The sequence below is a fragment of the Ignavibacteriota bacterium genome (genome assembly GCA_016707525.1).
Classification (GTDB): domain Bacteria; phylum Bacteroidota; class Ignavibacteria; order UBA10030; family UBA6906; genus JAGDMK01.
In genome coordinates this window covers 220,354-243,817 of sequence record JADJHP010000003.1, presented here as the reverse complement: position 1 = coordinate 243,817, position 23,464 = coordinate 220,354, and the positions used below count along the sequence as shown (strand labels likewise).

Below are 23,464 nucleotides of genomic sequence, written 5' to 3'. Positions count from 1 at the left end.
TCGTTAGACAAATCCGGTGCCAATGGTTGACCGCTTATTTTCGCCGGATTTGAGCCCGCGTGTGTCACCCCGCGCAGGAGATCATCACCAGGTGCGGAAAATCAGCCTCCTCGTGCAGTTTTCCTGAATGAGATCGTGATCCCACCAGCGCCCAGAAGGATCATGATCGCAGCCTGGACGACCGTCCTGTACGGGATGGACGGGCTGCGGAAGAGCGCGGAATACAGGAACCAGAGGCCGATCAGGCACAGTGCCGTATAGAGGCCGATCATGATCTTTCGTGCCAGCGCCCGCGTTTCAGGGGTGTCCGTAGCAAAGGTCCGGTTGTACAGCATAAGCCCCGCCATGGCAACGAAACCGAGTCCGGCAAAGATGAGCCAGAACTGACGGATGTCGCCCGACGGGTCGGCGGTGCCGAGGAGCGGTTTGAGCATGGCCTCGTACATCATGCCGCCGAGATTGGATCCGATCAGGCTTCCCACGACGCCGTACAGGAAGGCGTACCCCATGTACACGGCTTTCCGGTCCTGCGGTGCAACGAGCCCCACGTAACTGTAGTACTTTGGATGCGCCGTCATTTCGCCTACGGAGAAGACGGCGATGCCGAGGATGAAGATCCAGACATTCGTTGCGAAGGAGAGGCAGATGAAGCCCATGACACCGATGCCGATGCCGATCACCATGGCACGCAGCGGCGGGACATTCTTCACGAGTCTGCTCACGAGCACCTGCAGGAGGATGATCGTACCGGCGTTGATCACCGTGACATGTTCGGAATCGAAGGAGAGCGGGATCCCGATCCCAGCGAAGAACTCATTGATCGGGGCCGGCGAGATGAAGTCGCGGAGGAACCAGAGCACGGAACCGAAATTCTGAAAGTACAGGATCCAGAACCCCGAGTAGACGAAGATCATGAGCATGAACCGCGCGTCACCGAGTACCTCGGCGGCGCCGGTGAGCACTTCGCGGATCGTTCTCGTGTTCGCCGGACGGGGCGGATCGCGGAACAGGAACACGGTGGGCAGCAGCATGAGGCCGCAATAGAGCGATGATGCCATGAAGACCCATGTCCAGGAGAATCCTTTGAGGTAGCTGACGAGCAATGGTGCGAGGAAGGCGCCAAGATTGATCATCCAGTAGTAGATGCCGAATCCGAAGCCGGAGTTCTGCTCGTTCGTGGTCCGTGCAATGGTGCCCGAGATGATCGGCTTGAAGAGTCCGGAACCCGATGCCATGAGGAGCAGGGAGGCGAAGACAGCGCCGTACCCTGACATCTGTCCCGCAAGGAAATATCCGGCGGACAGGAACGAGAACGCAACGAGGAGCATCCGGCGGTATCCGTACCGGTCGGCCAGCGCCCCGCCCAGGATCGGGATGATGTAGGTCGCGGCATAGATCAATCCCTGGAGGAACCCGACCGACTGCTCGGTGAACCCGAGCCCGCCTTCAACGACGGTGTTGGTGAGATAGATGGCGAGGACCGAGTTGAGCCCGTAGTACGCCCCCCGCTCGAACAGTTCCATGATGTTGGCGAGCCAGAAGACGCGCGGGTAGCTCCGCAGCAGTCCGAGTCCGCGTGGAGAGTCCATGCGGTATTCCCTATGTTGGTGGAGTGGAAGTGTGTCAGTGCGCCGGGCGGCGGAGGATCCATCCCGGGCGGCGTTTCTTGATCAACTCCGTACCGCGCTCGAGTTCTGTGGCAAGCTGCAGAGCGAACAGGTCCGCCTGCTCACGGTTCAGGAACCAATCGGAGCTGATGAGGCGCTTGAATCCAAGGATCTTCTTGTAGGTCCGGACGGTCCATACGCAGCCAATATCCGTCCGCTGCTGAAGGTCGATCGTGTAACCGTTGGAGGTCTGCGTGTGTGATGCCATGGGAGAACTTGCGGGAGCGATGGAAATACCGTTCATTGTACTGCAACATACTCAGAACACAACAGAAGAGCAAGGAACGTGGACGGTCTCGAGGTCAGCGAGGGCGTGGTGATCCCCGCCCGGGAGATCCGCTTCCGCTTCGCGCGAAGCGGAGGGCCCGGCGGACAGAATGTGAACAAGGTGGAGAGCCGCGTGGAGCTCCTGTTCGATCTCGCCGCGTCATCCGCATTCAGCGATGCGCAACGACATCGCCTCCGGTCGGCGCTGCGCACAAAGTTGGATGATGATGGCGTCCTGCAGATCGTCGTCCAGGAGTCACGGAGCCAGTGGCAGAACCGGGAGACCGCATTGGCACGTCTCGCGGAGACGATCCGCGTGGCACTCATTCCCCGGAAAAGGCGAGTTGCCACGAAGCCTTCCCGTGGATCCAAAGAGGAGCGTGTCCGTTCCAAGAAAAAGAGGGGCGAGATCAAGCGGAACCGTGGCCGCATATCGGACTAAATTTTGTATGAGCATGGAACGAAATTCGGCTGTTCGGGGTTAAATATGGCGATAGTTCGTTTTGTGCGATTTAACCGAAAATAGCGAAAATCGACCATTTCAATGAAACTCACACTCCTTCTCCTTGTCACAGCATTCCTTTTCCCCGGCCAGGCTTCCGCCCAAACCGGCGCTGTCTCCGGGATCGTGGTTGATAAATCCACCCTTGAACCCCTCCCTTCTGCGGCAGTCCAGATCCTCGGTTCGTCGCTCGGGGCCTCCTCGAATGAAGAAGGGAAGTTCACCATCACCGGGATCCCGTTCGGTACCTACCAGGTCCGGGCCTCCATCGTCGGCTATGAGCCGGAGATCATCAGCGATGTCGTCGTTGCCTCCGGACGCAAGCTCGACCTGCGCTTTGAGCTCCATGAGTCCGCCATCGGACTCGAAGGCGTGGAGGTCCGTGCGAACTACTTTCAAAAATCGCCCGACGCCCCGGTGAGCATCCAGAAACTGTCCTATGAAGAGATCCGACGTTCACCCGGCGGCTTTGAGGATGTGATCCGCGCCATCTCCGTCCTCCCCGGCGTCGCGCAGGTCCAGTCCGGCCGCAACGACCTCGTCGTGCGCGGCGGCGCTCCATCGGAGAACCTCTTCACCGTGGACAACATCGAGATCCCCAACATCAACCACTTCGGTACCCAGGGTTCGAGCGGCGGCCCGCTGAGCTTCATCAACCTGGATTTCGTGCGCGAGACCTCCTTCTCCACCGGCGGATTCGGGGTGCGCTACGGCGATCGCCTGTCGTCCGTCCTCAACATCACGCTCCGTGATGGCCGCTCGGACCGCCTCGGAGGCAAGGCGACGATCTCGGCGACCCAGTTCGGTCTCAATCTCGAGGGACCCGTCGGCTCCTCCGGCACGTTCCTCTTCTCGGCGCGGCGGAGCTATCTGGATTTCATTTTCAAAGCGGCGGGATTCTCGTTCGTGCCGGAGTACTGGGATTTCCTCGGCCGGGCCAACTATTCCATCGACGCTCACAATGAAGTGACGTTCCTCGCCGTCGGCGCGATCGACGATGTGTCGTGGTTCGACCGCGATGCGGACGACCGTTTCAAGAACTCACGCGTGCTCGGGACCGATCAGCGGCAGTATGCGTCAGGCTTTTCCTGGCGCAACCTGTTCTCCCATGGCTTTGCATCGCTGACACTGAGCCGATCCTCTGTCACCTATGATGGCCTGCAACGTGATTCGTTGTTGAATCCGATCTTCATGAACAGGTCCAAGGAAGGCGAGACCGGGCTGCGCGCCGATATCGTGTATAAGGTCTCCTCCTCGATCGAGATGTCCGCCGGGGCGTCGGTGAAGAATATCAACTTCACTTCGAACCTGGCACTCCCCGGCTATGTCACCACGTTCGGTGATACCCTCGACGTCCAGGTGAATGACTACGCAAGCCGTGCAACGAAGGCGTCGTCGTATGTCCAGGCCTCCGGGCATCCGCTGGACCGGTTGACCCTCACGCTGGGCGGCCGCCTCGACTATTTCGATCTCATCGAACAGAAAGCGACGTTCGCACCGCGGGGGTCTCTCGGCTACGAGATCACTCCGCTCACCTCGGCATCGGCGAGCATCGGACGATACTATCAGAGTCCGTCCTATATCTGGCTTGTCTCCAATCCGGCGAACCGCGACCTCAAGCCGATCGCCGTGGATCAGTACATTCTCGGCGTGGAGCATCTCCTGCAGGCAGACCTGAAGGTCCGGGTCGAAGGCTTCCTGAAACGATACGCTGACTACCCGGCAAGCGTGGACCGCCCGTATCTGGTGCTTGCCAACACGGGGGGTGGTTTCGAGGGGTCGGACGACAACTTTGCCTCGTTCGGGCTGGACCGTCTCGTGAGTGGCGGGAAGGGGCGTGCCTACGGCATCGAATTGCTCGTCCAGAAGAAGCTGTCCGATTCTCCGGTGTACGGGCTCGCAAGCCTGACGCTGGCGCGTTCGCGGTTCACGGCGTTGGACGGCGTGGAGCGGTCCGGGACGTTCGAGCAGGATGTGATCGTCAATCTGTCGGGCGGCTATATGTTCGACGAGAACTGGTCGGGGAGCATGAAGTTCCGCTTTGCCACCGGGCGTCCGTACACACCCTTCACCTCAACGGGCACACAGAACGTCGCCGAGTACAATGCGCGGAACGTCGATCCTCTCCATAGCCTGGATGTACGGGTGGAACGGCGCTGGAATTTTGACGCATGGAACCTGATCGCGTACATCGATATCCAGAACATCTACAACTATAAGAACACCGGCAGTGTGCGCTGGAACGCCCGGGAGCAGAAGGTGGAGATCAACAACAGCTCGATCGGGATCCTCCCCTCCATCGGGGTGAGCGCTGAATTCTAGGCCGGGCGTTGACTCTGAACTGAAAAAACTGTATACTGAGCCATCATGAACAGCCTCGGTCATCATTACCATCATCACCATATTCGCACCGGATCCTCTGGTGGGTGATGGAAAGGTCTGTTCGTACGAATTGAACACGAAGCCCTTCCTGGTACCACCGGGAGGGGCTTCTGGCTTTCAGAGGGAACATGACACCATTATCAGCTTCAGCACTGCCCCCCGGCTTCCGGGATCTGGCATCGCAGGATGCGGCCCGGCGCCGGCAGACCGATGCACGGCTGGCGGCGATCTTTGACGCGCGCGGGTACCGTGAGGTGCTCCCGTCAGGGATCGAATTCCTGGATATGTACACCCGCGGGAACCAGGTCATCTCCGAACGTGCCTTCAAGTTTCTGGACCGTGAGGACCGCCTGCTGGCACTGCGTGCGGATTTTACGCCTGCCGTCGCACGCATGGTCGCGCCCCGCATCACGCCCGGCGCAGAACCGATGCGCCTGTGGTACAGCGGGAACGTCTTCCGGCGCGTGGAACCCCGCAAAGGGGGGTATGCGGAATTCTGGCAGGTCGGCGCGGAGCTGATCGGCGGCAGCACGCTCGCGCACGATGCGGAAATGATCTCCCTCGCACTCGAGAACCTGGATGCTGTCGGCATGTCCAGCGCCTCCGTGCACATCAACCATGCCGGCATCTTCCGGGGCATACTGAACGCCGCGAACCTGCCGGAGACGGCCCGCGAGCGCCTGGCATCCGAGATCGATCACAAAGATGCACGTGCGCTTGCCACCCACCTCGAAGAGTTGGGCGTGACGGCGGCGATCGGGGAACAGGTCCATGTGCTTGCGCGGTGCATCGGCGGCCCCGAGGTCCTCGAAGAAGCCGCCGGCGTGCTCACCGATGCCGAATCCCGTGCCGCGATCACGCACCTGCAGCAGCTCGCGGCAACGCTCGCACCACACGCGGAGCGCCTGGTGTTCGACCTGACCGAGATCGACGAGATGGAATACTACACCGGTATCATGTTCACCCTGTTGAGCCCTGCCCGCAGAAGTCCGTTGGGCACGGGCGGCCGTTATGATACACTCTTCCGCGCATTCGGCGGCGATTCGCCTGCCGTCGGGTTCTCGCTGACGATGGATAGCATTCTGGAGGGGCGATGAGATCGACATTGCTGATCGCGCTGCCGAAAGGCAGGCTCTTCGATGCTGCCATCGGCCTTCTGCAACGGGCAGGGGTGGATACCGACGGCGGAGTAGGGAGCCGGAAGCTCACCTTCATGGACAAGGGCGGGCAGTATGAATTCGTCGCCCTCAAACCAGCCGATGTCCCGGTCTATGTCGAGTCGGGTGCGGTGGATGCCGGGATCGTCGGGAGCGATGTGCTCCGCGAACTCGAATGCGATGTGAATGAGCCGCTGGACCTCCGCATCGGCCTCTGCCGGCTTGCCGTCGCGGCCATCGAAGGATCCGACCTCACTGCCCTGGACCATCTGCGCATCGCAACGAAGTACCCGCGCACCGCTACACGTTTCTTTTCCGCGCGCCATCAGCACACACATATCGTGCGGCTGGAAGGCTCCGTGGAGATCGCACCGATCCTCGGGCTGGCGGATGCGATCGTGGATCTTGTGGAGACCGGCCGGACGCTCAAGGAGAACGGCCTCGGGATCGTCGAAGAGATCGCTCCGGTCAGCGCGAAGTTCGTTGTGAACCGCACGGCGATGAAGACGCGCAATGCGGCCGTTCGGAAGCTCATCACATCACTGGACAAGGTGATCTATGCGCATCCTTGAGTTCAACGACGACGAGGCCGCGGTCCGCACCCTTCTCCGCCGCCGACATACCCTCGACCCCGCGGTCATCGGCCGCGCACAGGAGATCCTCACCGCCGTCGAACGGGACGGCGATGCTGCCGTGCTGCAGTATACCCGCACCTATGATTGTCCGGATATCGAGAAGATCGGCATGCGTGTGACCGATGCGGAGGTCCGCGCTGCCTACAAGGCCGTGCCGGCAGAGCTGCTCCGTGCGCTCCGGAAAGCCCGTACGAATGTTGCCCGGTATCACAAAAGGCAGATGCCGAAGTCATGGTCGATGAACGACGCCGGCCTCCGGCTCGAGCAGCGCTTCAAACCGCTCAGGCGCGTGGGTATCTATGTTCCCGGGGGAAAGGCGGCGTATCCGTCGACGGTGATCATGAATGCCGTCCCCGCATCGATCGCCGGCGTGAACGAGATCGTGATGGTCACCCCGGCAGGGAAGGATGGCAGCCTCTCTCCCGCCGTCCTCGTTGCCGCCGCGGAATGCGGCGTGACGGAGATCTACCGCATCGGTGGCGCACAGGCGGTGGCGGCACTTGCGTTCGGCACGGCGACGATCCGTGCGGTGGACAAGATCACGGGTCCCGGCAATGCCTATGTGGCTGCCGCGAAAAAGCTCGTCTATGGCACCGTGGGCATCGACATGATCGCGGGGCCCACGGAAGTGGTGGTGATCGCGGATGAGACCGCCGATCCATCCTTCGTGGCCGCGGACCTCATCGCGCAGGCCGAACACGACCAGGATGCGACCGCGCTCTGCCTTGTCACGTCCCGCCACCTGGCCGGCCGGATCGGGGCTGAGGTGATGACACAACTCGAAAGCGCGGCACGTTCGCTCATCGCGCGTACCTCACTCGAACAGAACGGCCGTATCATCGTGGTCCCGTCGGTGAAGGTCGCTGTGGAACTGGCGAACACGATCGCCCCCGAGCACCTGGAGATCGTCACGCGGAACGCACGGAAGGTGTCGCGCGATATCCGTCATGCCGGTGCGATCTTCGTCGGACGCTGGGCGACCGAGGCTCTGGGCGACTACGTCGCAGGCCCGAACCACACCCTGCCGACATCCGGCACGGCGCGGTTCAGCTCCGCCTTGAATGTGATGGATTTCCTCACGTTCAGCAATGTCATCGAATGCTCGAAGGAACATTTCATGAAACTCGCACCCTATGGCGAAACGCTGGCCCGGGCCGAAGGGCTCGCGGGCCACGCCGCGTCGATGGCGATCCGGAGGAAACAACGATGAAACCGCTCGTCCGTCCTGAGATCCTGGGCCTCGCCGAGTATCATCTCGCACAGTATCCGCATACGGTGAAGTTGAACCAGAACGAGAACCCGTACGAGCTCCCCGAAGAGATCAAGAAGGAGGTCCTCGAACGGCTGGCCGCGGCACACTGGTCGCGGTACCCGGCGTTCATCCCGCAGGAGCAGATCGACCTCGTTGCGGGTTTTGCCGGGTGGGAACCCGCGGGCACGCTCCTGGGCAACGGATCCAACGACCTGCTGCAGCTCCTGTTCATGTCGATCCTGGAACGCGGCACAACCGTCGTGATCAGTCAGCCCACATTCACGCTCTACAAGCTCCTCGCGCGTGGATTGGGAGCCGACGTCCGCGAAGTGATGATGGACCGGACGTTCCGCTATGACATCGATGGCATCATTGCCGCGGCACGGGAGACGAAGGCCGCGATGATCGTGTTGTGTTCGCCGAACAATCCCACCGGGACCTATCTCCAGGAAGCCGATGTCGTACGTGTCCTGGAATCGACGGAGGGTGTCGTTGTCCTCGATGAGGCCTACGTACACTTCTCGCCGGGCTCGCTGCATCACCTGATCACCCGGTATGACAGGCTCGTGGTGCTGCAGACGTTCTCGAAGGCCATGGGAGCCGCGGGGCTCCGGTTCGGCTATGCGCTGGTGGCACCCGCACTGGCCGTCCAGCTCAACAAGATCAAACTCCCCTACAGTGTGAATATCTTCACACTCATAGGAGCCGAAGTGTTCATACGCCGGTGGGATTCGATCCGCGGTTGGATCGGGAAGATCCTGGACGAACGTGAGCGCGTGCGCCACGCCCTTGCGGCCCTTCCGGGCGTCACCGTGCACCCGTCGGAAGCCAATTTCCTCCTGATGGAGTTGGATCGGAAGACGCCGAAAGAGGTATTCCAGCACCTTGCAAACAAGGGGATCCTGATCCGCGACGTCTCGTCGTATCCCATGCTCGACAGGGCACTCCGCGTCACGATCGGTACACCCGGGGAGAACACCGCCATGCTGAACGCGCTCGTGGAGGTCCTATGAGCCGCACATCGCACATCGTCAGGAAGACCTCCGAGACGGACATCGATCTCCAGATCTGGCTAGATGAACCCGGTCCTCCGGAGATCGCGACCGGCGTGGGATTCTTCGATCACATGCTGACACACATCGCCAAACACGGGAATATGCGGATGGTGCTCCGGGCGAAGGGGGATCTGCATATCGACGAGCACCATCTTGTTGAGGATGTCGGCATCTGCATCGGGAAAGCGTTGACGGAGGCGCTCGGCGAGAAGCGTGGTATCGAGCGTTTTGGAGCGGGGTTCGTTGCCATGGATGAGGCGCTGGCACGCACGGTGATCGATCTCAGCGGCCGGCCGTATCTGGTCTTCCATGCCGGTTTCTCGCGCGAGATGATCAACGGCTTCGCGCTGGAGATGGTGAAGGAGTTCTTTCAAGCCATCGCCTCGGAGGGGAAGATGAACCTGCACGTCGCGCTCTTGTACGGCGACAACGCGCACCACCAGGCGGAAGCGATCTTCAAGTCGTTCGGCCGGGCAGTGCGCCAGGCGGTGCGGCTGACGGGAGGGAGCGACATCCCGTCCACGAAGGGAGCATTATGATCACGGTCGTCGACTACGGGATGGGCAATCTCCGGAATGTCCGCCGGGCCCTGGAACATCTCGGCTGCGAGGTACTGGTCACGCCCGACCCGGAGGCGGTCCGGCAGGCGACGGTAGTGATCCTTCCCGGTGTCGGTGCGTTCGGCGAAGCGGTGGCACGCATCGACGGGCTCGGGCTGCGCGGGCCGATCCTGGAGCATGCCGCTTCCGGGAAGCCGATGCTCGGCATCTGCCTCGGGATGCAATTGCTCTTTCAGGACAGTGAAGAATCTCCCGGGGCGGCGGGCCTTGGCCTGATCCCCGGCAGCATCGTGCGCTTCCGTACCACCCTGGTGGTCCCGCATATCGGGTGGAACGATGTCCTTCCCGTGGCACCGTCAACCCTTCTGGCACCGGATGGTGGGTGCTTCTATTTCGTCCACTCGTTCCACGCCGGTGCAACCCCCGCAGCAGTAGGCACAACGGAGTATGGCGTGACCTTCACGTCGGTTGTCGAGAAGCAGAACGTCTTCGGGGTGCAGTTCCATCCGGAAAAATCGCAGGCGGCCGGGATCGAGCTTCTCCGGCGGTTCGCGGCATTCGACAAGGAAAAGGCACACGCATGATGGATATCATTCCGGCGATCGACCTGAAGAACGGCAAATGTGTCCGCCTTCGCCAGGGGGAAGATGCCGCAACGACGGAATACTCCAGCGACCCGGTGTCGGTGGCCCGCGATTGGTTCGCGGGAGGGGCACAGCGGCTGCATATGGTGAATCTGGATGGCGCATTCGGCAGGTCATCGGATCATCTGGAGATCCTCCGGAAAGCCGCGGCGCTGAGCCCCTATCCGGTGCAGTATGGCGGGGGCCTCCGCTCCATGGAGTCGGTGCGCCTCGCCCTCGATGCCGGCGCTGCAAAGCTCGTCTTCGGGACCGTCGCCGTTGAGGACCCTCCGCTGTTCGATGAAATGATGAAGCTGTGCGGGCCGGAGCGGACCATTGTTGCTGTCGACGCGAAGGATGGAAAGATCGCCACGCGGGGGTGGACGGACGTGACCGCACACGATGTCGTGGTGTTCGTCCGGGGACTGCTGGAAAAGGGTGTGCGTGAAGTACTCTTTACCGATGTTGCCCGCGACGGGATGCTGACCGGGCCGGATACCGCAACGCTCGTCCGTATCGCGGAGACGGGCATGCATGTCATCGCTTCGGGCGGGGTCTCTTCCGAGGAGGATGTCCGCGCCTTGTTCGAACTCCGGAACCCTGCGGTCTCCGGTGTGATCATCGGGAAGGCGTTGTATGAACGCCGCGTGACGCTTCCCGCACTCCTGGCACTCGCGGCCGGCTATCACTCCTGACCCGGGAACGACCATGCTGCACAAACGCATCATTCCATGTCTGGATGTCCGCAATGGCACCGTCGTCAAGGGTGTGAACTTCGTCGGCCTGCGCGAGATGGGTGAACCCGCTGCCCACGCCCGGTTCTACAACGACGAAGGGGCGGATGAGCTCGTGATCCTCGACATCACCGCCTCCCGTGAAGAGCGCCGCAGCATCCTTGCTGTGGTGGAATCGGTCGCCGATGTGCTCTTCATCCCGCTCACCGTGGGTGGCGGGATCCGCACCGCGGAGGACGTGCGCGCAATGCTGAATGCCGGCGCCGACCGCGTCAGTCTGAATACGGCGATGGTTCAACGCCCCGTGCTCATTGAAGAGGCCGCTGCACGCTTCGGGTCGCAGTGTGTCGTTGCCGCCATCGATGCACGCCGCAAGGCGGACGGCAATGGATGGGAGGTCTTCATCTACGGTGGCCATCAGGCCACGGGCCTGGACGCGCTCGCCTGGGCGATGGAGGTGGAGAAACGCGGGGCAGGGGAGATCCTGCTGACGAGCATGGACCGCGATGGCACACAATCCGGGTACGACATCGCACTCCTCCAGGCGATGACCTCACGCGTCCGCATCCCCGTGATCGCCTCAGGAGGTGCCGGCAAACTCGAGCACTTCTCCGAAGGGCTCATGGATGGCGGCGCCAGCGCCGTGCTTGCTGCGTCCCTCTTTCACACACGCGCTCTCACCATTCCGCAATTGAAATTGTATCTCCGATCGGAAGGAGTGTCGGTACGATGACCATAGACAAGGTACGTTTCGATGAACGCGGGCTTGTCCCCGCTGTCGTTCAGGATGCCCTCAGCGGCGAAGTGCTCATGCTCGCGTACATGAACCGTGAGAGCCTTGACAAGACCATTGCTACCGGCGAGACACATTTCTGGAGCAGGAGCCGGGGCGAACTCTGGCATAAGGGGGCGACCTCGGGACACACGCAGAAGGTGACGGGGATGTCGCTCGACTGTGACGGCGACACGATCCTGGTGCGGGTGCTGCAGACCGGTGCCGCCTGCCACACAGGTGCGTATTCCTGTTTCTTCGAGAAGTTCCGGCCGGAGGCAGAAGGCACTCATGAGTTCGCGCTCGGCGAGGTGCTCGGAGCGGTGGCGCGCGTGATCCATCAACGGAACATCGATAGGCCGGAGGGATCCTACACGACGAAGCTGCTCGAGGGTGGACTTGACCGGATACTGAAGAAGGTCGGGGAGGAATCAGGCGAGGTGATCATCGCAGCGAAGAATCATGCGCCGGTGGAGATCACCTGGGAGGTGGCGGATCTTCTGTATCACCTTCTCGTGATGATGGAAGTGGAGGGCGTCTCCCTCGCCGATATCGCCGGAAAGCTCGGCGAACGACGCGGGGGAAAGTGATCATGGAATGACAACGGGCCCGCAGCACGGGCCCGTTGCGCTTCACTCACTCCGTGGCGGCTTCCCGCTCCACGGACCGGAGGTAGGCGATACCTTCGGCAATGAATGCCCGGCCGTCCGGGCACACGTCGTGGAACATCCCCCGTTCGAATGCGAAATCCCCGATCCCCGAGTTGTACCCTTCCAATCCGACGTACCCCTTGAATCCGATCTCCCGCAATGCCTTGAAGACCGTGAGCCAGGGAATGAGCCCGCCTCCCGGTTTTCCCCGGTCGTTCTCACATGCATGAATGGCGAACAGCCTATCGCCGAGGAGCCTGAGTGCAGATGCGTAGTCGCGGACCTCGGTCACCAGATGATACGTGTCGAAAAGCACTCGCAATGCGGGGTGGTTGTCTGCAAGGGCGATGAGCTTCAGCACCTGTGCCGGCGTATTGACCATGTGGGTCCGGAAATGGCTCATCGGTTCCATCGCCAGCAGGACATTCCGTTCTGCGGCATATTCCGCAAGCGTGTGCAGCCCTTCCGCTGTGCGGTTGAACTCATCGGCCGGTGGCCGGCGCCGCTTGACCATGCCGGGATGGCCGTACATCGCTCCGGCATAGGCGGCCGCCCCCACTTCGGCGGTGATATCCACCACCCGTTTGTGCCAGTCGAGCCCTTTCGCGCGGTCGGAGGCGGATTCCGAAGACATGTCACATTCCATCGGCCATGTGCCGCCCGGGCCAACGAGCAGATGGAGCCCGAGCTCACGGGCATGACGGCCCGTCCGCTGGTGATCGAAGTGAATATCGTCGCCGACCGAAAGCTCGAACATGTCGAGCCCCAGTGCATGGGCAGTGTCGAGATGCCGCAGCTGGTCGTCTCCCCAGCGTGGCGTGAGCAGGTAACAGTGTGCACCGTAGAGCATGATCGGATAGGAGTGTTGTTCGTGTGTCAGGGGTTCATTGCCCGGAAGGGAAGCGAAGCTGAACTCTGGTCCCGGGCCCAGGGAGGATGCTGATCGCGCCATCAAGCTGGACCGCCAGTCCGTGGATGACGGTCATGCCCATCGTCCGCATCTCCGCGAACTTCAGATTGGGCGGCATCCCGATGCCGTTGTCCTCCACGGTAAGCTCTACCCGTCCGGCGCTATCCCGTCGCACCGAGACCGTGATCCGGCCATCGCGTATGTGGGGGGGGAAGGCATGCTTCAGGGAATTGGTCAGAAGTTCGTTCACGATGAGCCCGGCAGGGATCGCCTTTTCGATATCCAGACGGATCGCATCACCGGTCACGTGCGTGGCGACCTTCCCATTGCCGGATGAACGGAGAAGCTCATGGGTCATGGTCGTGAGATAGTCCGGGAAATCGATGTCCGACACATGCGGGGGAGCGATACAGCTTTTCATGCACGAGTGCCATGGACCGGATGCGTTGCTGACTTTCCTTGAGGAGAGCCCGGGCCTGCGGGTCGTTGTACGAATCCGCCTGGAGGTTCAGGAGGCTGCTGATCACCTGCAGGTTGTTCTTCACGCGGTGGTGCACTTCGCGGAGGAGCACGTCCTTGTCGCGCAACGACATTTCGAGCTGCTCCCGGTATGCACGGCGGAGGGAGACATCGCGCGAAACCCCGAGGAGTCCGAGGGGTTGGCCGTGGTCACCGAAGATGACACGTGTCGTTACTTCGGTCCACACCGTGGACCCATCCTTGCGGGGTTGTTCGACCTCGAGATACACGGGTTCGGAATTCTTGCCCGCCAGCGCATCCCGTACCACTCCCCGGATCGCCCGGTGCACGATGGCATGGGATGCAGGAGTGATCGCGTCTTCGATCGAGGTCTGCAATCCTTCTTCCGGCGTGATCCCGCGCAGCTGGAGGATGGAGGGCGAGACGTACGTGAAGCGTCCTTGCAGGTCTGTTGTCCAGATGACATCAATGGCGTTGTCCGCGAGCAGCTTGTACCGCTGTTCACTTTCGTGTATCTGCCGTTGCGCGGCGTTGTACTCGGTCACGTCATGGATCACGCCGGTCACGAGCTGGGCGGACCTGTCATACATCGCCACGGAGTGGATATCGCGGATGCTTCCGTCACTCGGCCTGCGGATCTTGAATTGGATATCGTACGGTGCCTGCCCGGCGAGAAGATCGGCAAGAGCTTTGTCGAGGGCCGGCCTGTATTCCGGCAAGGGGACGCTCTGCACCAATGGAATGGACCAGGTGCTGTGCTCGAGGCCGTAGATCGCTGCTGCCCCCTGCGATCCGTGAAAACTCTTATCCCGCAGGTCCAATTCCCAACTGCCGAATGACGCGATGGACTCGGCTTTCTCCAATCGCACCCGGTCAGCTGCGAGGTGGGCGTTGGCGGACTCGAGAGAGTCCAGGTAGCGGCGGAGCCTGAACCGCATGACCGTCATCGAGATGATCCCGATGAGCCAGAGCCCGAAATATCCCGGGACCTCCGTTGCCAGGAACTCCCAATGAGGGTACGCAGACCTCGACGACCGGGCAAAGGCTTCGTAGTAATGAAGATAATCGACGTACACGGCGATCGAGACAGCGGTCGTCCATACGGCCATGCTGACCACGATCGAGATAAGAAAGTCGGGGGGGCGTTTCGGCGCGCGGCCGGAAGCGGTATTGTTGTCCGTCGCTGTCACTGCATCACTTGGGCAGGCTGGATCCACATGGTTCGGAGGACTGTTCCGGTCACGCAATGATACACAGAGTCCATTGGAAAAGCAATCACCCGGACGGACTGGAGAATACCCTGGAGAATGCCCTCCTTGAGTCTCTCGCCCTTTCTTCTATCTTATCTCCCAGCAGCCTTAACGGCAACGATCAACCCTTCCATGTGTGGGTACCATGACTCTCTCCCGAACCCTGAAAGTGTCCGTTGTGGCCATCCTGGCCACATTTCTCCCCCTCTCCGCCCAGGTGCAGCAAGCAACGGTCACGGAAACCGAACAGTCGTTCCGAACATATCCCTACTCCGATCCCGATCCCGTCGGGCATCCGGGCGCGATCTATCCGTACTTCCGCTTTCAGGGGTACACCGCGTCCCCGGTCACCCGTACCTGGAATGTTATCACGCTCGAGAATCAATACATACGCGTCCTTGTTGCTCCACAGATGGGCGGAAAGATCCTCGGCGCGTATGAAAAGGGGTCAGGGCTCCCCTTTCTCTACTTCAACAATGTGATCAAATTCAGAGAGATCGCGATGCGCGGCCCGTGGACCTCGGGCGGGGTGGAGTTCAATTTCGGCGACCTCGGTCATGCCCCCACGACGGCCTCACCCGTGGACTATCTGACCCGTTCGAATCCGGATGGAAGCGTGAGTTGTGTCGTCGGTACCATGGACCTCGCATCCCGGACGGAATGGCGGGTGGAGATACGTCTTCCTGCGGATCGTGCATATGTGGAGACCCGGTCGTTCTGGTACAACCCCACCGATCTTTCCACGAGCCGCTATCACTGGATGAATGGTGCAGCGGATGCCGGCGAGGATCTCGAGTTCATCTACCCGGGCAGTGCGTTCATCGGCCACGACGGAGAGGTGGGTGCCTGGCCTTTCGACCCGCAGGGCAGGGACATCACAAAGTACAGGAACAACAACTTCGGCTCGTACAAATCCTACCATGTGCTCGGAAAGAACACGGACTTCTTCGGCGCCAGGTGGGGTTCGAAGGATCTCGGGGTGCTGCACTGGTCGCACTACACGGACAAGCCGGGAAAGAAGATCTGGATCTGGGGTCTTTCGCGGGAAGGGGAGATCTGGCGCAACTTGCTGACGGACCCCGATCTTGGCAACGGCCAGTATGTGGAGATCCAGTCGGGCCTGCACTTCAATCAGCCGACCACGAAGAGCTATCTCACGCCGTTCAAACATATGGCGTTCCTCCCTTCAACGGCCGAGCAGTTCACCGAATGCTGGATGCCCTTCCGGGGGTTGCAGAATGTGGTCGCTGCGAATCAGGAAGGTGCCCTGGATGTGCGGCGCGCCGACGGCCGTCTCCAGATCGGATTCTGCCCGTTTGGCCCCGTCAACGATTCGCTGATGGTCCGTGCCGATGGCAAGGTCATCGGCGCCTACGCGCTGCACCTCCGCCCACTGCAGGCCGTCACGTATGATATTGCATTGTCCGGGGCAGTGCGCGCCTATGAGGTCAACGTCGGGACACGGATCGCGTATGCAAGCGACGGCGAACTGGCATACCCTCTGGAACGTCCATTGCAGCCCCCGGCCTTCGACTGGACGAGTGCCTACGGGCTTTCTGTGGACGCCCGGGAGCGCATGCGTGCGCGCGACTACGATGGAGCGTATGCATGCTTCGAACGGTCACTCAAGGCCGATCCCACGCATCTTCCATCGCTGAGTGGTGCCGCCGAGCTTGCGCTCCGACGCTTTGATACTGCTGCTGCATTGGGATACGCGCGCCGTGCGCTGGCGATCGATGCCTATGATGCGGAGGCGAATTATGCCTACGGACTCGTGCAACGGTTGCGTGGCAGGTATGCGGATGCGGAGGATGGATGTGGGTTCGCCGCCCGCTCGGCTGCTTTGCGCCCCGCGGCATCGGTACAGCTGGCGGAGATGGCCTTCATCCGCGGCATCATGAAAGAAGCAGAGGAGTATGCCCGGCAAGCGTTGACTGCGGACGCAACGTGCGTGCGTGCATTGCGTGTCCTTGCTGTGCTGTACCGCATAACGGGAGACACCATGGCTGCCGATCGGGCACGCGCTTCGATCGGGTCCCTGGATCCGCTGAACCATTTCGTTCGCTGGGAATCCTATCGGGCCTCTCCCGACGCCCGCCATCTCAGGGCATTCAAGGATGGGCTCCGGGGTGAGTTCCCTCATGAATCGTGTCAGGAGATCGCGGCCACATATATCGGCCTGGGAGCGCATGGCGAAGCGATCGCCGTCCTCAGGGAATCGCCGTCCCATCCTCTGGTGCAGCTCTGGACGGCATATCTCCTTGCGCAGACCGGCCGGCCGGACGATGCCCGCGTCATGCTCGATGCTGCTCTGAAGGAGAGCGCCGCCTTCGTGTTCCCATTCCGGTCCGAAAGCGAACCTGTGCTTGCATGGGCGGCTACGGTCACCCCGCATTGGAAGATCCGGTACTACCGTGCCCTGCTGTACTGGAGCCGGGGGCGGCGCGACCTTGCGCAGCAGGAGTTCGCTGCATGTGGGGCCCGGCCTGACCTCCCGGCGTTCTATCTTACACGTGCATCCTTCGCAGGGAAGGGCGTTGCGGATGCCGGGGCGGATCTTCGCCGGGCCGTGGAGCTTGGCGGGGGCGATTGGCGGACGCATCTGGCACTCACGGAGTTCTACGGGACGAACGGCAGGATCGCGGAAGCACGAAAGGTGGCCGGCGTGGGCGCCGCGTTGTTCCCTGCGAGTTATGCGCTTCAGTTGGCATCGGCACGGGCGATGATCATGACCGGCGAACACGCCGGCGCGAGGGCGATCCTCGATACACTTGCCATCCTGCCGTTCGAAGGAGCGCGATATGGACGGGAGGCCTATCGCTTCGTCTATGTGATGTCGGCCCTCGATGCCCTGAAACGTGGGAACCCCGGAGAAGCGCACATGCTTCTCGCGAAGGCCCGCGAGTGGCCGGAACGTCTGGGTGCAGGGAAGCCGTACGATACCGACGACCGCGTGGAAGATCTGATCGATGCTGTGGCCTGCGACCGCTCCGGCGACGTCCGGGGAGCACAGGAGTACCGGCGCAAGATCATCGCATACTCTCAGGAGCATGCCGGGATGGACCGGGTGCAGCACGTTATCGGGATCGTGACGATGCGAAAGGAAGGGAAGGAAGAAGCGGCCCGCGCCCTTCTTCGTTCCTGGCCGCCACCGGCTCCGCAGAACGCTGTTCAGGCGTGGGCCCGGTTCTTCCTCGATGGTAAAGGAAAAGAAGCACGTGCGCTTGAAGCGACCGCTCCGCCGGAGATGGACCGCTGGTCGGGCGATGCCGAGTACCGGCTCGTGCGCAGCACACTTGATGCACTCGGCATACCCTGAGGGAATATCCGGATCATGGTTTGCGGGGTTCGAGGATGATGAGACGGAAGAGGAGTACCTCTTTTTCGACGCCTTCCAAGCGGACTTCGATCGAGCCGGCGTAGCTGCCGGGAGTGATATCCGGCGGGACATCGACTCCGATCCACAACGGTCCGTCCGATGACCCCGATGGGCGTCACGCACGTCAGGCCGACGATCGTGAGGAATCGCAAAAAGAGCTGCATAGTGCCGTCTTCGTTCAGGAATGGCGTGAGGATTGCCTGGAGGGGACGCAATATAGGGGCTCCGGCAGAATATCGCAACGCTCGCGGCCGGACCCCTTGATTATTTCTCTCCGGTGTGGGAATTCCCGACAACGCGTGTGGGGATTGCCTACACTCTGATCTCTGTGCGCAGGGAGATGGAGAGTCGTTTGTTGCTAATCGATTGAAATCTGCTGACTTGCCCCGATTGTCCCGATCCGGCACGCTCCTTGCAACCTATGTCACCGAATTGAGGTAATTCCCATCTCCCATGCTGAAAGGAAACGTCCATGTTCGATTTCTCTGATCCCCGCGGGTGGCAGAACATCACCAACATGTTGCTGCTGGCAGTTGCAGTCGTAGCCGCCGTGTACGTTGCTATTGGCGCCTATAAGCAGGCACGGTCGAAGTCGGGCAAGGCCGCAGGCTCGTACGGTCATGAAGATCCCCACACGCTGGTGCTTCCGGACCTCGGCATCACGATGGCCGATGGCGGCGAGAAGATCGAAAAGAAGAACGGCTGAGCACAGGGACCTGAAAGCCAGAGGCCAACGCCATGCGCTGTCCATTCCTGCGTGAAGCCCAGGTACAATCCTGTCGGGCATCGAGTGTTCGTAAGATGATCGCTCAAGTGCCCGGCCAGTCCGCTCCCGAGCGGTGCACGTCGGAGGCATATCGCGACTGCTCCGCGGCCAAACCGTTGCTCGAGGATGATGCGCCGATCGGACACTGTCCGTTCCTTCATGATTCCCTGGTGCAGTACTGCGGTGCGGCATCCCTGACGAAGTATATCCCGTACAGTGAAGCGGTCCTTTCTCATTGCGGCACGGAGAGCCACAGATACTGTGAGCTCTTTCTCGCGTTCGCCCACCCCGGTCCGATGCCGGAAGTCCATGATCCGGCGGACACCACCGGAGAAGAGGTGGTGGAGGGCGTGCTGGTGAGGAAAGACCTGTTGTATGCTGCGAATCATATGTGGGCGGAGGTCAGCGAGGATGGCACGGTCCACATCGGTGTGGATGCGTTCCTGGCGGGCTTGTTGGGCTCGATCGACCGGATCACGTTCGTTACGGCGCAAGGGATCCAGCGTCCGACCGCGGTCTTCACCGTGAACGGTACCGATGTCCATCTTGTCTTTCCCGTGAAGATGCAGATCACAGGCGTCAATACCGCTCTGCGCACGTACCCATCGCGCCTCTTCAGTGATCCGTATACGCACGGATGGTTGTTCGAGGGGACGGATCTCGATGTGGCGAACGACACTGCAGCAGCCGATGCAGCCTCGCGGCTGATCACCGGAAGGGATGCGGTGCGGTGGATGACAGAAGAAGTGAGGCGTGTCGCGGAGTTCGTGCATCGCCTTTCGCGTGCAAGCGCGCCGGTGGGGATGGTCCTGATGGCTGATGGCGGAAACGCACAGCCCGGGGTCGCCCGCTTATTCTCGCGCGATCAACTGCTCCAATTGTTCAACGAGTTCTTCTCGCCGCTGGCGGGATGGAGGAAGTCGTAGTGAAATATCGCGGTGTCATAGTGTTCCTGAGTGGGGCCATCGCAGCACTTGTCGTGGGCTGGTTCCTGTTCCCCCTTGCGCTCTACCGGAGCGAGGCGCAGCCCATGAACTTCAACCATGATATCCATACCCGGGAGGAGACGGGGATGTCGTGCGACATGTGCCACGAATTCGCGCCGGATGGCCGCTTCAAAGGCATACCGGTCATCGCCAAGTGCGCCGAGTGCCACTCGACGGCGATAGGCGCCTCGGCGAACGAGAAACGGCTGGTGGATGATTTCATCACCCCGAACCGTGAGATCCCGTGGAAGGTGTACTCGCGTCAGCCGGACAATGCGTACTTCTCCCACGCGACCCATGTGACCCAGGGGAAGATCGAATGTCCGGTGTGTCATGGCCCGCATGGCGTCGATTCGACGCTCCGTCCGTACCAGGTGAACCGCATCAGCGGCTACAGCCGCGATGTCTGGGGGCCGAATATCTCCGGGATCCCCTCGGAACCCTGGCAGGGGATGAAAATGGATCGCTGCGTCCGGTGTCATGCTGAACAGGACCGGGTGGACGGCTGTGTTGCATGTCATAAGTGAATGAGAGAAACAATGAAATTGACTCGCAGAGATATTCTCCGGTTCGCAGGCGGTTCGATCCTCGGCACCATGTGCACCCCGCTGCCGTGGAAGCTTCTTGATGACTCCTCGATCTGGACACAAAACTGGTCGCTGACGCCCACGCTGCCCCGCGGGGCGATGACGACGCGATCCACATTCTGCACCCTGTGCCCGGCCGGATGTGCCGTCGGGGCGCGGTGCGTCAACAGTGTACCGTTTGCCTTTGATGCGGTGCCCGGCCATCCCCTTGGCGGGGGCGCGTTGTGTCCTGTCGGATTGGCTGCGCATCATATGCCGTATCATTCGCTCCGTCTTGATGGCCCGCAACAGTTCTCAGGGAAGGGTGCGGACAGTCACCTGACCGCGATCGCACTGCAGGACGCGATCGCGCAAATTCGGGCAGCCCTTGCTTCTGCTTCGGCATCGGGTGCGACCGTTGCCGTGCTCGACCAGCGCCCGGGCAGGGCGATCTCGGCATTGTACCAGAGATTCCTCGCCGCGTATCCTTCGCATGCATACATCACCGCGCCCGCAGGCACGGATGAGACCATCACGTCGCTTGCGGCGCTCAGCAATGGGACGATGCCGGATGCGGGCTTCGACCTCGAGCACACGCGGACGGTCCTGAGCTTTGGTGCCCCGGTGCTGGACGGTTGGGGACAGCCCGGCCGCACACAGGCCGTGTTCGTCGACCGTGCCGCGAAGGGCGTGAAGCTGATCCAGATCGAGAGTCATCGCTCCCGCACAGCGGCGGGTGCAGACCTGTGGCTGCCGATCCGCCCCGGCACAGAAGCCGCCGTCGCGCTGAGCATCGCGAATGTGATCGTGAGAGAGTCCCTCTACGCTCCCGGCGCTGAGCGTTCCTTCGCAGACTTCGCAGCGTATCGCGAGCTCGTCATGCGCTATCATCCGCACCCGGTGTCCGCTCTTGCGGGCGTTGCACCCGATGCGATCGTGCAGGCCGCGCGTGCGTTCGCCCATGGCCCATCCATCGCCCTCTCCGGCGGCGAAGCCGCTGCCGGCTCTCTCCCGCAGGCGGCACGGTCGATCATCGCAGGCCTGAACCTGCTGTGCGGCACTGTGGGCCGCGAAGGTGGGATCGTGTACCGCGACGAAGCCGCAACTCCGGTTGTTCCGGCAACGCGGCTCCAGGATGTTCCCGACCGATCCATCCGCGTGCTGATCATGGACGCAGCTGAGTCCGGTGAGGCATTCCCGGCGGGGCTGCTCGAGAAGAAACTTGTTCCGGATACCTCTGTGGTGGTGCTCCTCGGGCCGACGCTCACGGTCCGGTCGTCCATGGCCGACTATCTCATTCCCGCATCGGGTGCACTGGAAGGGTGGGAAGAACTGCCATCGGTTCCCGGAGCTCCAGTCACGTCGTATGCGGTGGTCTCGCCGCTTCTTCCGGGGCGGACCAACGTGACCGATCCGGTTGCGTTCCTCACCGCTGTGTCCGGTTCGTTCGATGCAGGGGTCAAGGATACACAGGAACTTCTCCGCCGCAGGGCGGACGAACTCCACGCAGCGAAGCGCGGCACCATCGTGAGTGCGGATGGCGCGGTGCGGACAGCGGTGGCATCTATGGCCAGCGGCGGCGAGGTCTGGGACGCGCTGGTCGCAGGCGGCTGCTGGCTCGGAGAATCTCCTGCCGTGAAGCCCGGCGCAGTACGCTTTGCATTGCTTCCCGCGGATGCCGAAGCAGGTGTCGCGGAATCCACGCGGCCGATCACATCGGACAGCAGGAATGTCGTCCTCGAACCGTTCGGGATGCGCGGTGCCCTGAGTACCGGCGCCATCTCGCCGATCATGAGCAAGATCTTCCAGGAGTCGAACCTCCGGGCCGCAGGCGGGTCGTTGCTGCTCAACCCCGCGACGGCGTCTGCGATCGGGGTGGCGGACCGGAGCATGGTGACGGTGAAGACGGCCCGGGGAAGTGCGAAGGCCCGGGTGTACGTGGATGCTTCGGTGATGCCGGGCGTGGCCCGCGCCGCAGTGGGGCCGCTTCCGAATCAGACCCCGGTATCGGAGGAACTCGGCATGACGGCAGTGCTCGAGCTCTGCACGCTCCGGCCGGATGGCACGTGGCGCTATACTGACGCAACGATCGAAAAGGTGTCGTAACATGGAACACGCATCAATGTTGAAATCGCGGTATGGTATGGTTATCGACCTCGATCGGTGCAACGGATGTGGCAACTGCATGATCGCCTGCGCTGTCGAGAACAATGTGGCACCCGCCGAACAGAAAGCGAATGAGCGTACCGGCGTCACCTGGCTCCGCGTGGCGACGATGGTCAATGATGCATCGTTCCCGGAGACCGATCAGGTGTTCGTCCCCGTGATGTGTCAGCAGTGCGAACACGAGACCCCGTGTGTCAGCGTCTGTCCGCAGAATGCCGTGGACCTTGACCCGGAGACGGGCATCGTGGGGCAGGTGCCACAGCGCTGCCTCGGCTGCCGCTACTGCATGACGGCCTGTCCGTACCATGCACGATACTTCAACTGGTGGGATCCGAGCTGGCCGGCCGGTATGGAACGGTCGATGAATCCGGATGTGGCCCCCCGGATGCGCGGTATCGTGGAGAAGTGCAACTTCTGCCACGGCCGGCTGCATCAGGCGCGGACCAAGGCGGCTGCCGAGGGACGGCGGGAGATCGACCCAGCAGAGTACATCCCCGCGTGCGTTGCGGCATGTCCGGCAAAGGCGATCACGTTCGGCGATCTTGAAGACAAGACCAGCGAGGTGGCGAAGCTCTCCGAACACCCGCACAGCTTCCGGTTCCTCGCCCGGCTGGGCACGGGATCGAAGGTCTCCTATCACTCCTCGAAGGAGTGGGTGCGGAACCGGGCCGCATCGTTGAAATCCGTCTGACCACGAAACAAGGA

The 23,464-nt window shown here is 61.7% G+C and carries 22 protein-coding genes; 17 read left to right on the top strand and 5 right to left on the bottom strand.

Annotated elements, in window-relative coordinates; translation table 11 throughout:
* Positions 1-101: 101 nt before the first annotated feature.
* Together IPI01_07175 and IPI01_07170 are read right to left on the bottom strand one after the other, a co-directional pair.
* On the bottom strand, positions 102-1,589 hold the full coding sequence (locus tag IPI01_07175; GenBank protein ID MBK7257574.1) for an MFS transporter: 1,488 nt from the start codon (positions 1,587-1,589) through the stop codon (positions 102-104).
* Between the two features lie 34 nt (positions 1,590-1,623).
* Positions 1,624-1,875 (bottom strand): hypothetical protein, encoded by a 252-nt coding sequence (locus IPI01_07170; protein MBK7257573.1) that lies wholly within the window; start codon positions 1,873-1,875, stop codon positions 1,624-1,626.
* A 78-nt stretch (positions 1,876-1,953) separates the two neighbouring features.
* Between IPI01_07170 and arfB the strand changes: the two genes are divergently transcribed.
* The 11 genes from arfB (at position 1,954) to IPI01_07115 (ending at position 12,196) form a co-directional block, all read left to right on the top strand.
* Complete coding sequence (gene arfB, locus IPI01_07165) at positions 1,954-2,376, top strand: aminoacyl-tRNA hydrolase (protein ID MBK7257572.1); 423 nt, start codon at positions 1,954-1,956, stop codon at positions 2,374-2,376.
* A 102-nt stretch (positions 2,377-2,478) separates the two neighbouring features.
* Positions 2,479-4,758, top strand: a complete 2,280-nt coding sequence (locus IPI01_07160) for a TonB-dependent receptor (GenBank protein ID MBK7257571.1) — start codon at positions 2,479-2,481, stop codon at positions 4,756-4,758.
* A 188-nt stretch (positions 4,759-4,946) separates the two neighbouring features.
* On the top strand, positions 4,947-5,915 hold the full coding sequence (hisZ, locus tag IPI01_07155; GenBank protein ID MBK7257570.1) for an ATP phosphoribosyltransferase regulatory subunit: 969 nt from the start codon (positions 4,947-4,949) through the stop codon (positions 5,913-5,915).
* Positions 5,912-6,547: an ATP phosphoribosyltransferase gene (locus IPI01_07150; GenBank protein ID MBK7257569.1), complete on the top strand. Its 636-nt coding sequence runs from the start codon at positions 5,912-5,914 to the stop codon at positions 6,545-6,547. Before hisZ ends, IPI01_07150 begins: the two co-directional genes overlap by 4 nt.
* Positions 6,534-7,820 carry a histidinol dehydrogenase gene (hisD, locus tag IPI01_07145; GenBank protein ID MBK7257568.1) on the top strand — a complete coding sequence of 429 codons (1,287 nt, stop codon included), beginning with the start codon at positions 6,534-6,536 and terminating at the stop codon, positions 7,818-7,820. The genes IPI01_07150 and hisD overlap by 14 nt, the downstream gene beginning before the upstream one ends.
* Positions 7,817-8,875 carry a histidinol-phosphate transaminase gene (hisC, locus tag IPI01_07140; protein MBK7257567.1) on the top strand — a complete coding sequence of 353 codons (1,059 nt, stop codon included), beginning with the start codon at positions 7,817-7,819 and terminating at the stop codon, positions 8,873-8,875. The genes hisD and hisC overlap by 4 nt, the downstream gene beginning before the upstream one ends.
* On the top strand, positions 8,872-9,456 hold the full coding sequence (hisB, locus tag IPI01_07135) for an imidazoleglycerol-phosphate dehydratase HisB (protein MBK7257566.1): 585 nt from the start codon (positions 8,872-8,874) through the stop codon (positions 9,454-9,456). Before hisC ends, hisB begins: the two co-directional genes overlap by 4 nt.
* Positions 9,453-10,061, top strand: coding sequence for an imidazole glycerol phosphate synthase subunit HisH (gene hisH, locus IPI01_07130; GenBank protein ID MBK7257565.1), 609 nt, complete (start codon positions 9,453-9,455; stop codon positions 10,059-10,061). Before hisB ends, hisH begins: the two co-directional genes overlap by 4 nt.
* The gene (hisA, locus tag IPI01_07125; GenBank protein MBK7257564.1) at positions 10,058-10,795 is read left to right on the top strand and encodes a 1-(5-phosphoribosyl)-5-[(5-phosphoribosylamino)methylideneamino]imidazole-4-carboxamide isomerase; all 738 of its coding nucleotides are present in this window, start codon (positions 10,058-10,060) and stop codon (positions 10,793-10,795) included. Before hisH ends, hisA begins: the two co-directional genes overlap by 4 nt.
* Before the next feature lie 13 nt (positions 10,796-10,808).
* Positions 10,809-11,567: an imidazole glycerol phosphate synthase subunit HisF gene (gene hisF, locus IPI01_07120; GenBank protein ID MBK7257563.1), complete on the top strand. Its 759-nt coding sequence runs from the start codon at positions 10,809-10,811 to the stop codon at positions 11,565-11,567.
* Positions 11,564-12,196: a bifunctional phosphoribosyl-AMP cyclohydrolase/phosphoribosyl-ATP diphosphatase HisIE gene (locus tag IPI01_07115; GenBank protein ID MBK7257562.1), complete on the top strand. Its 633-nt coding sequence runs from the start codon at positions 11,564-11,566 to the stop codon at positions 12,194-12,196. The genes hisF and IPI01_07115 overlap by 4 nt, the downstream gene beginning before the upstream one ends.
* Before the next feature lie 46 nt (positions 12,197-12,242).
* On the opposite strand, the gene IPI01_07110 is transcribed toward IPI01_07115, so the two are convergent.
* The 3 genes from IPI01_07110 to IPI01_07100 are packed head-to-tail and all read right to left on the bottom strand — an operon-like array spanning position 12,243 to position 14,836.
* Positions 12,243-13,106: a sugar phosphate isomerase/epimerase gene (locus IPI01_07110; GenBank protein ID MBK7257561.1), complete on the bottom strand. Its 864-nt coding sequence runs from the start codon at positions 13,104-13,106 to the stop codon at positions 12,243-12,245.
* A 34-nt stretch (positions 13,107-13,140) separates the two neighbouring features.
* Positions 13,141-13,524, bottom strand: a complete 384-nt coding sequence (locus IPI01_07105; protein MBK7257560.1) for a sensor histidine kinase — start codon at positions 13,522-13,524, stop codon at positions 13,141-13,143.
* Positions 13,514-14,836 carry a PAS domain S-box protein gene (locus IPI01_07100; protein ID MBK7257559.1) on the bottom strand — a complete coding sequence of 441 codons (1,323 nt, stop codon included), beginning with the start codon at positions 14,834-14,836 and terminating at the stop codon, positions 13,514-13,516. Before IPI01_07100 ends, IPI01_07105 begins: the two co-directional genes overlap by 11 nt.
* Before the next feature lie 205 nt (positions 14,837-15,041).
* Between IPI01_07100 and IPI01_07095 the strand changes: the two genes are divergently transcribed.
* The 6 genes from IPI01_07095 to IPI01_07070 all read left to right on the top strand — a co-directional run bounded on the left by IPI01_07095 (position 15,042) and on the right by IPI01_07070 (position 23,450).
* The gene (locus tag IPI01_07095) at positions 15,042-18,215 is read left to right on the top strand and encodes a DUF5107 domain-containing protein (GenBank protein MBK7257558.1); all 3,174 of its coding nucleotides are present in this window, start codon (positions 15,042-15,044) and stop codon (positions 18,213-18,215) included.
* Between the two features lie 532 nt (positions 18,216-18,747).
* Positions 18,748-18,981, top strand: coding sequence for a hypothetical protein (locus IPI01_07090; GenBank protein MBK7257557.1), 234 nt, complete (start codon positions 18,748-18,750; stop codon positions 18,979-18,981).
* A gap of 95 nt (positions 18,982-19,076) precedes the next feature.
* Entirely contained in the window at positions 19,077-19,967 is an 891-nt protein-coding gene (locus IPI01_07085; protein ID MBK7257556.1) for a hypothetical protein, read from the top strand.
* Positions 19,967-20,554 (top strand): cytochrome c3 family protein, encoded by a 588-nt coding sequence (locus IPI01_07080; protein MBK7257555.1) that lies wholly within the window; start codon positions 19,967-19,969, stop codon positions 20,552-20,554. The genes IPI01_07085 and IPI01_07080 overlap by 1 nt, the downstream gene beginning before the upstream one ends.
* 12 nt (positions 20,555-20,566) lie before the next feature.
* Entirely contained in the window at positions 20,567-22,699 is a 2,133-nt protein-coding gene (locus IPI01_07075) for a molybdopterin-dependent oxidoreductase (GenBank protein ID MBK7257554.1), read from the top strand.
* Between the two features lies 1 nt (position 22,700).
* Positions 22,701-23,450 (top strand): 4Fe-4S dicluster domain-containing protein, encoded by a 750-nt coding sequence (locus IPI01_07070; protein MBK7257553.1) that lies wholly within the window; start codon positions 22,701-22,703, stop codon positions 23,448-23,450.
* Positions 23,451-23,464: the final 14 nt, after the last annotated feature.

Excerpts from the sequence above, each read along its gene's own strand:
- hisF (MBK7257563.1), top strand. The coding sequence starts at position 10,809 with ATGCTGCACAAACGCATCATTCCATGTCTGGATGTCCGCAATGGCACC.
- IPI01_07095 (MBK7257558.1), top strand. The coding sequence starts at position 15,042 with ATGACTCTCTCCCGAACCCTGAAAGTGTCCGTTGTGGCCATCCTGGCC.
- hisA (MBK7257564.1), top strand. The coding sequence starts at position 10,058 with ATGATGGATATCATTCCGGCGATCGACCTGAAGAACGGCAAATGTGTC.
- IPI01_07085 (MBK7257556.1), top strand. The coding sequence starts at position 19,077 with ATGATCGCTCAAGTGCCCGGCCAGTCCGCTCCCGAGCGGTGCACGTCG.
- IPI01_07150 (MBK7257569.1), top strand. The coding sequence starts at position 5,912 with ATGAGATCGACATTGCTGATCGCGCTGCCGAAAGGCAGGCTCTTCGAT.
- hisH (MBK7257565.1), top strand. The coding sequence starts at position 9,453 with ATGATCACGGTCGTCGACTACGGGATGGGCAATCTCCGGAATGTCCGC.
- IPI01_07115 (MBK7257562.1), top strand. The coding sequence starts at position 11,564 with ATGACCATAGACAAGGTACGTTTCGATGAACGCGGGCTTGTCCCCGCT.
- IPI01_07090 (MBK7257557.1), top strand. The coding sequence starts at position 18,748 with ATGTTCGATTTCTCTGATCCCCGCGGGTGGCAGAACATCACCAACATG.
- IPI01_07160 (MBK7257571.1), top strand. The coding sequence starts at position 2,479 with ATGAAACTCACACTCCTTCTCCTTGTCACAGCATTCCTTTTCCCCGGC.
- hisC (MBK7257567.1), top strand. The coding sequence starts at position 7,817 with ATGAAACCGCTCGTCCGTCCTGAGATCCTGGGCCTCGCCGAGTATCAT.
- IPI01_07070 (MBK7257553.1), top strand. The coding sequence starts at position 22,701 with ATGGAACACGCATCAATGTTGAAATCGCGGTATGGTATGGTTATCGAC.
- IPI01_07175 (MBK7257574.1), bottom strand. The coding sequence starts at position 1,589 with ATGGACTCTCCACGCGGACTCGGACTGCTGCGGAGCTACCCGCGCGTC.
- IPI01_07110 (MBK7257561.1), bottom strand. The coding sequence starts at position 13,106 with ATGCTCTACGGTGCACACTGTTACCTGCTCACGCCACGCTGGGGAGAC.
- hisD (MBK7257568.1), top strand. The coding sequence starts at position 6,534 with ATGCGCATCCTTGAGTTCAACGACGACGAGGCCGCGGTCCGCACCCTT.
- IPI01_07105 (MBK7257560.1), bottom strand. The coding sequence starts at position 13,524 with ATGACCCATGAGCTTCTCCGTTCATCCGGCAATGGGAAGGTCGCCACG.
- IPI01_07075 (MBK7257554.1), top strand. The coding sequence starts at position 20,567 with ATGAAATTGACTCGCAGAGATATTCTCCGGTTCGCAGGCGGTTCGATC.
- hisB (MBK7257566.1), top strand. The coding sequence starts at position 8,872 with ATGAGCCGCACATCGCACATCGTCAGGAAGACCTCCGAGACGGACATC.
- IPI01_07170 (MBK7257573.1), bottom strand. The coding sequence starts at position 1,875 with ATGGCATCACACACGCAGACCTCCAACGGTTACACGATCGACCTTCAG.
- hisZ (MBK7257570.1), top strand. The coding sequence starts at position 4,947 with ATGACACCATTATCAGCTTCAGCACTGCCCCCCGGCTTCCGGGATCTG.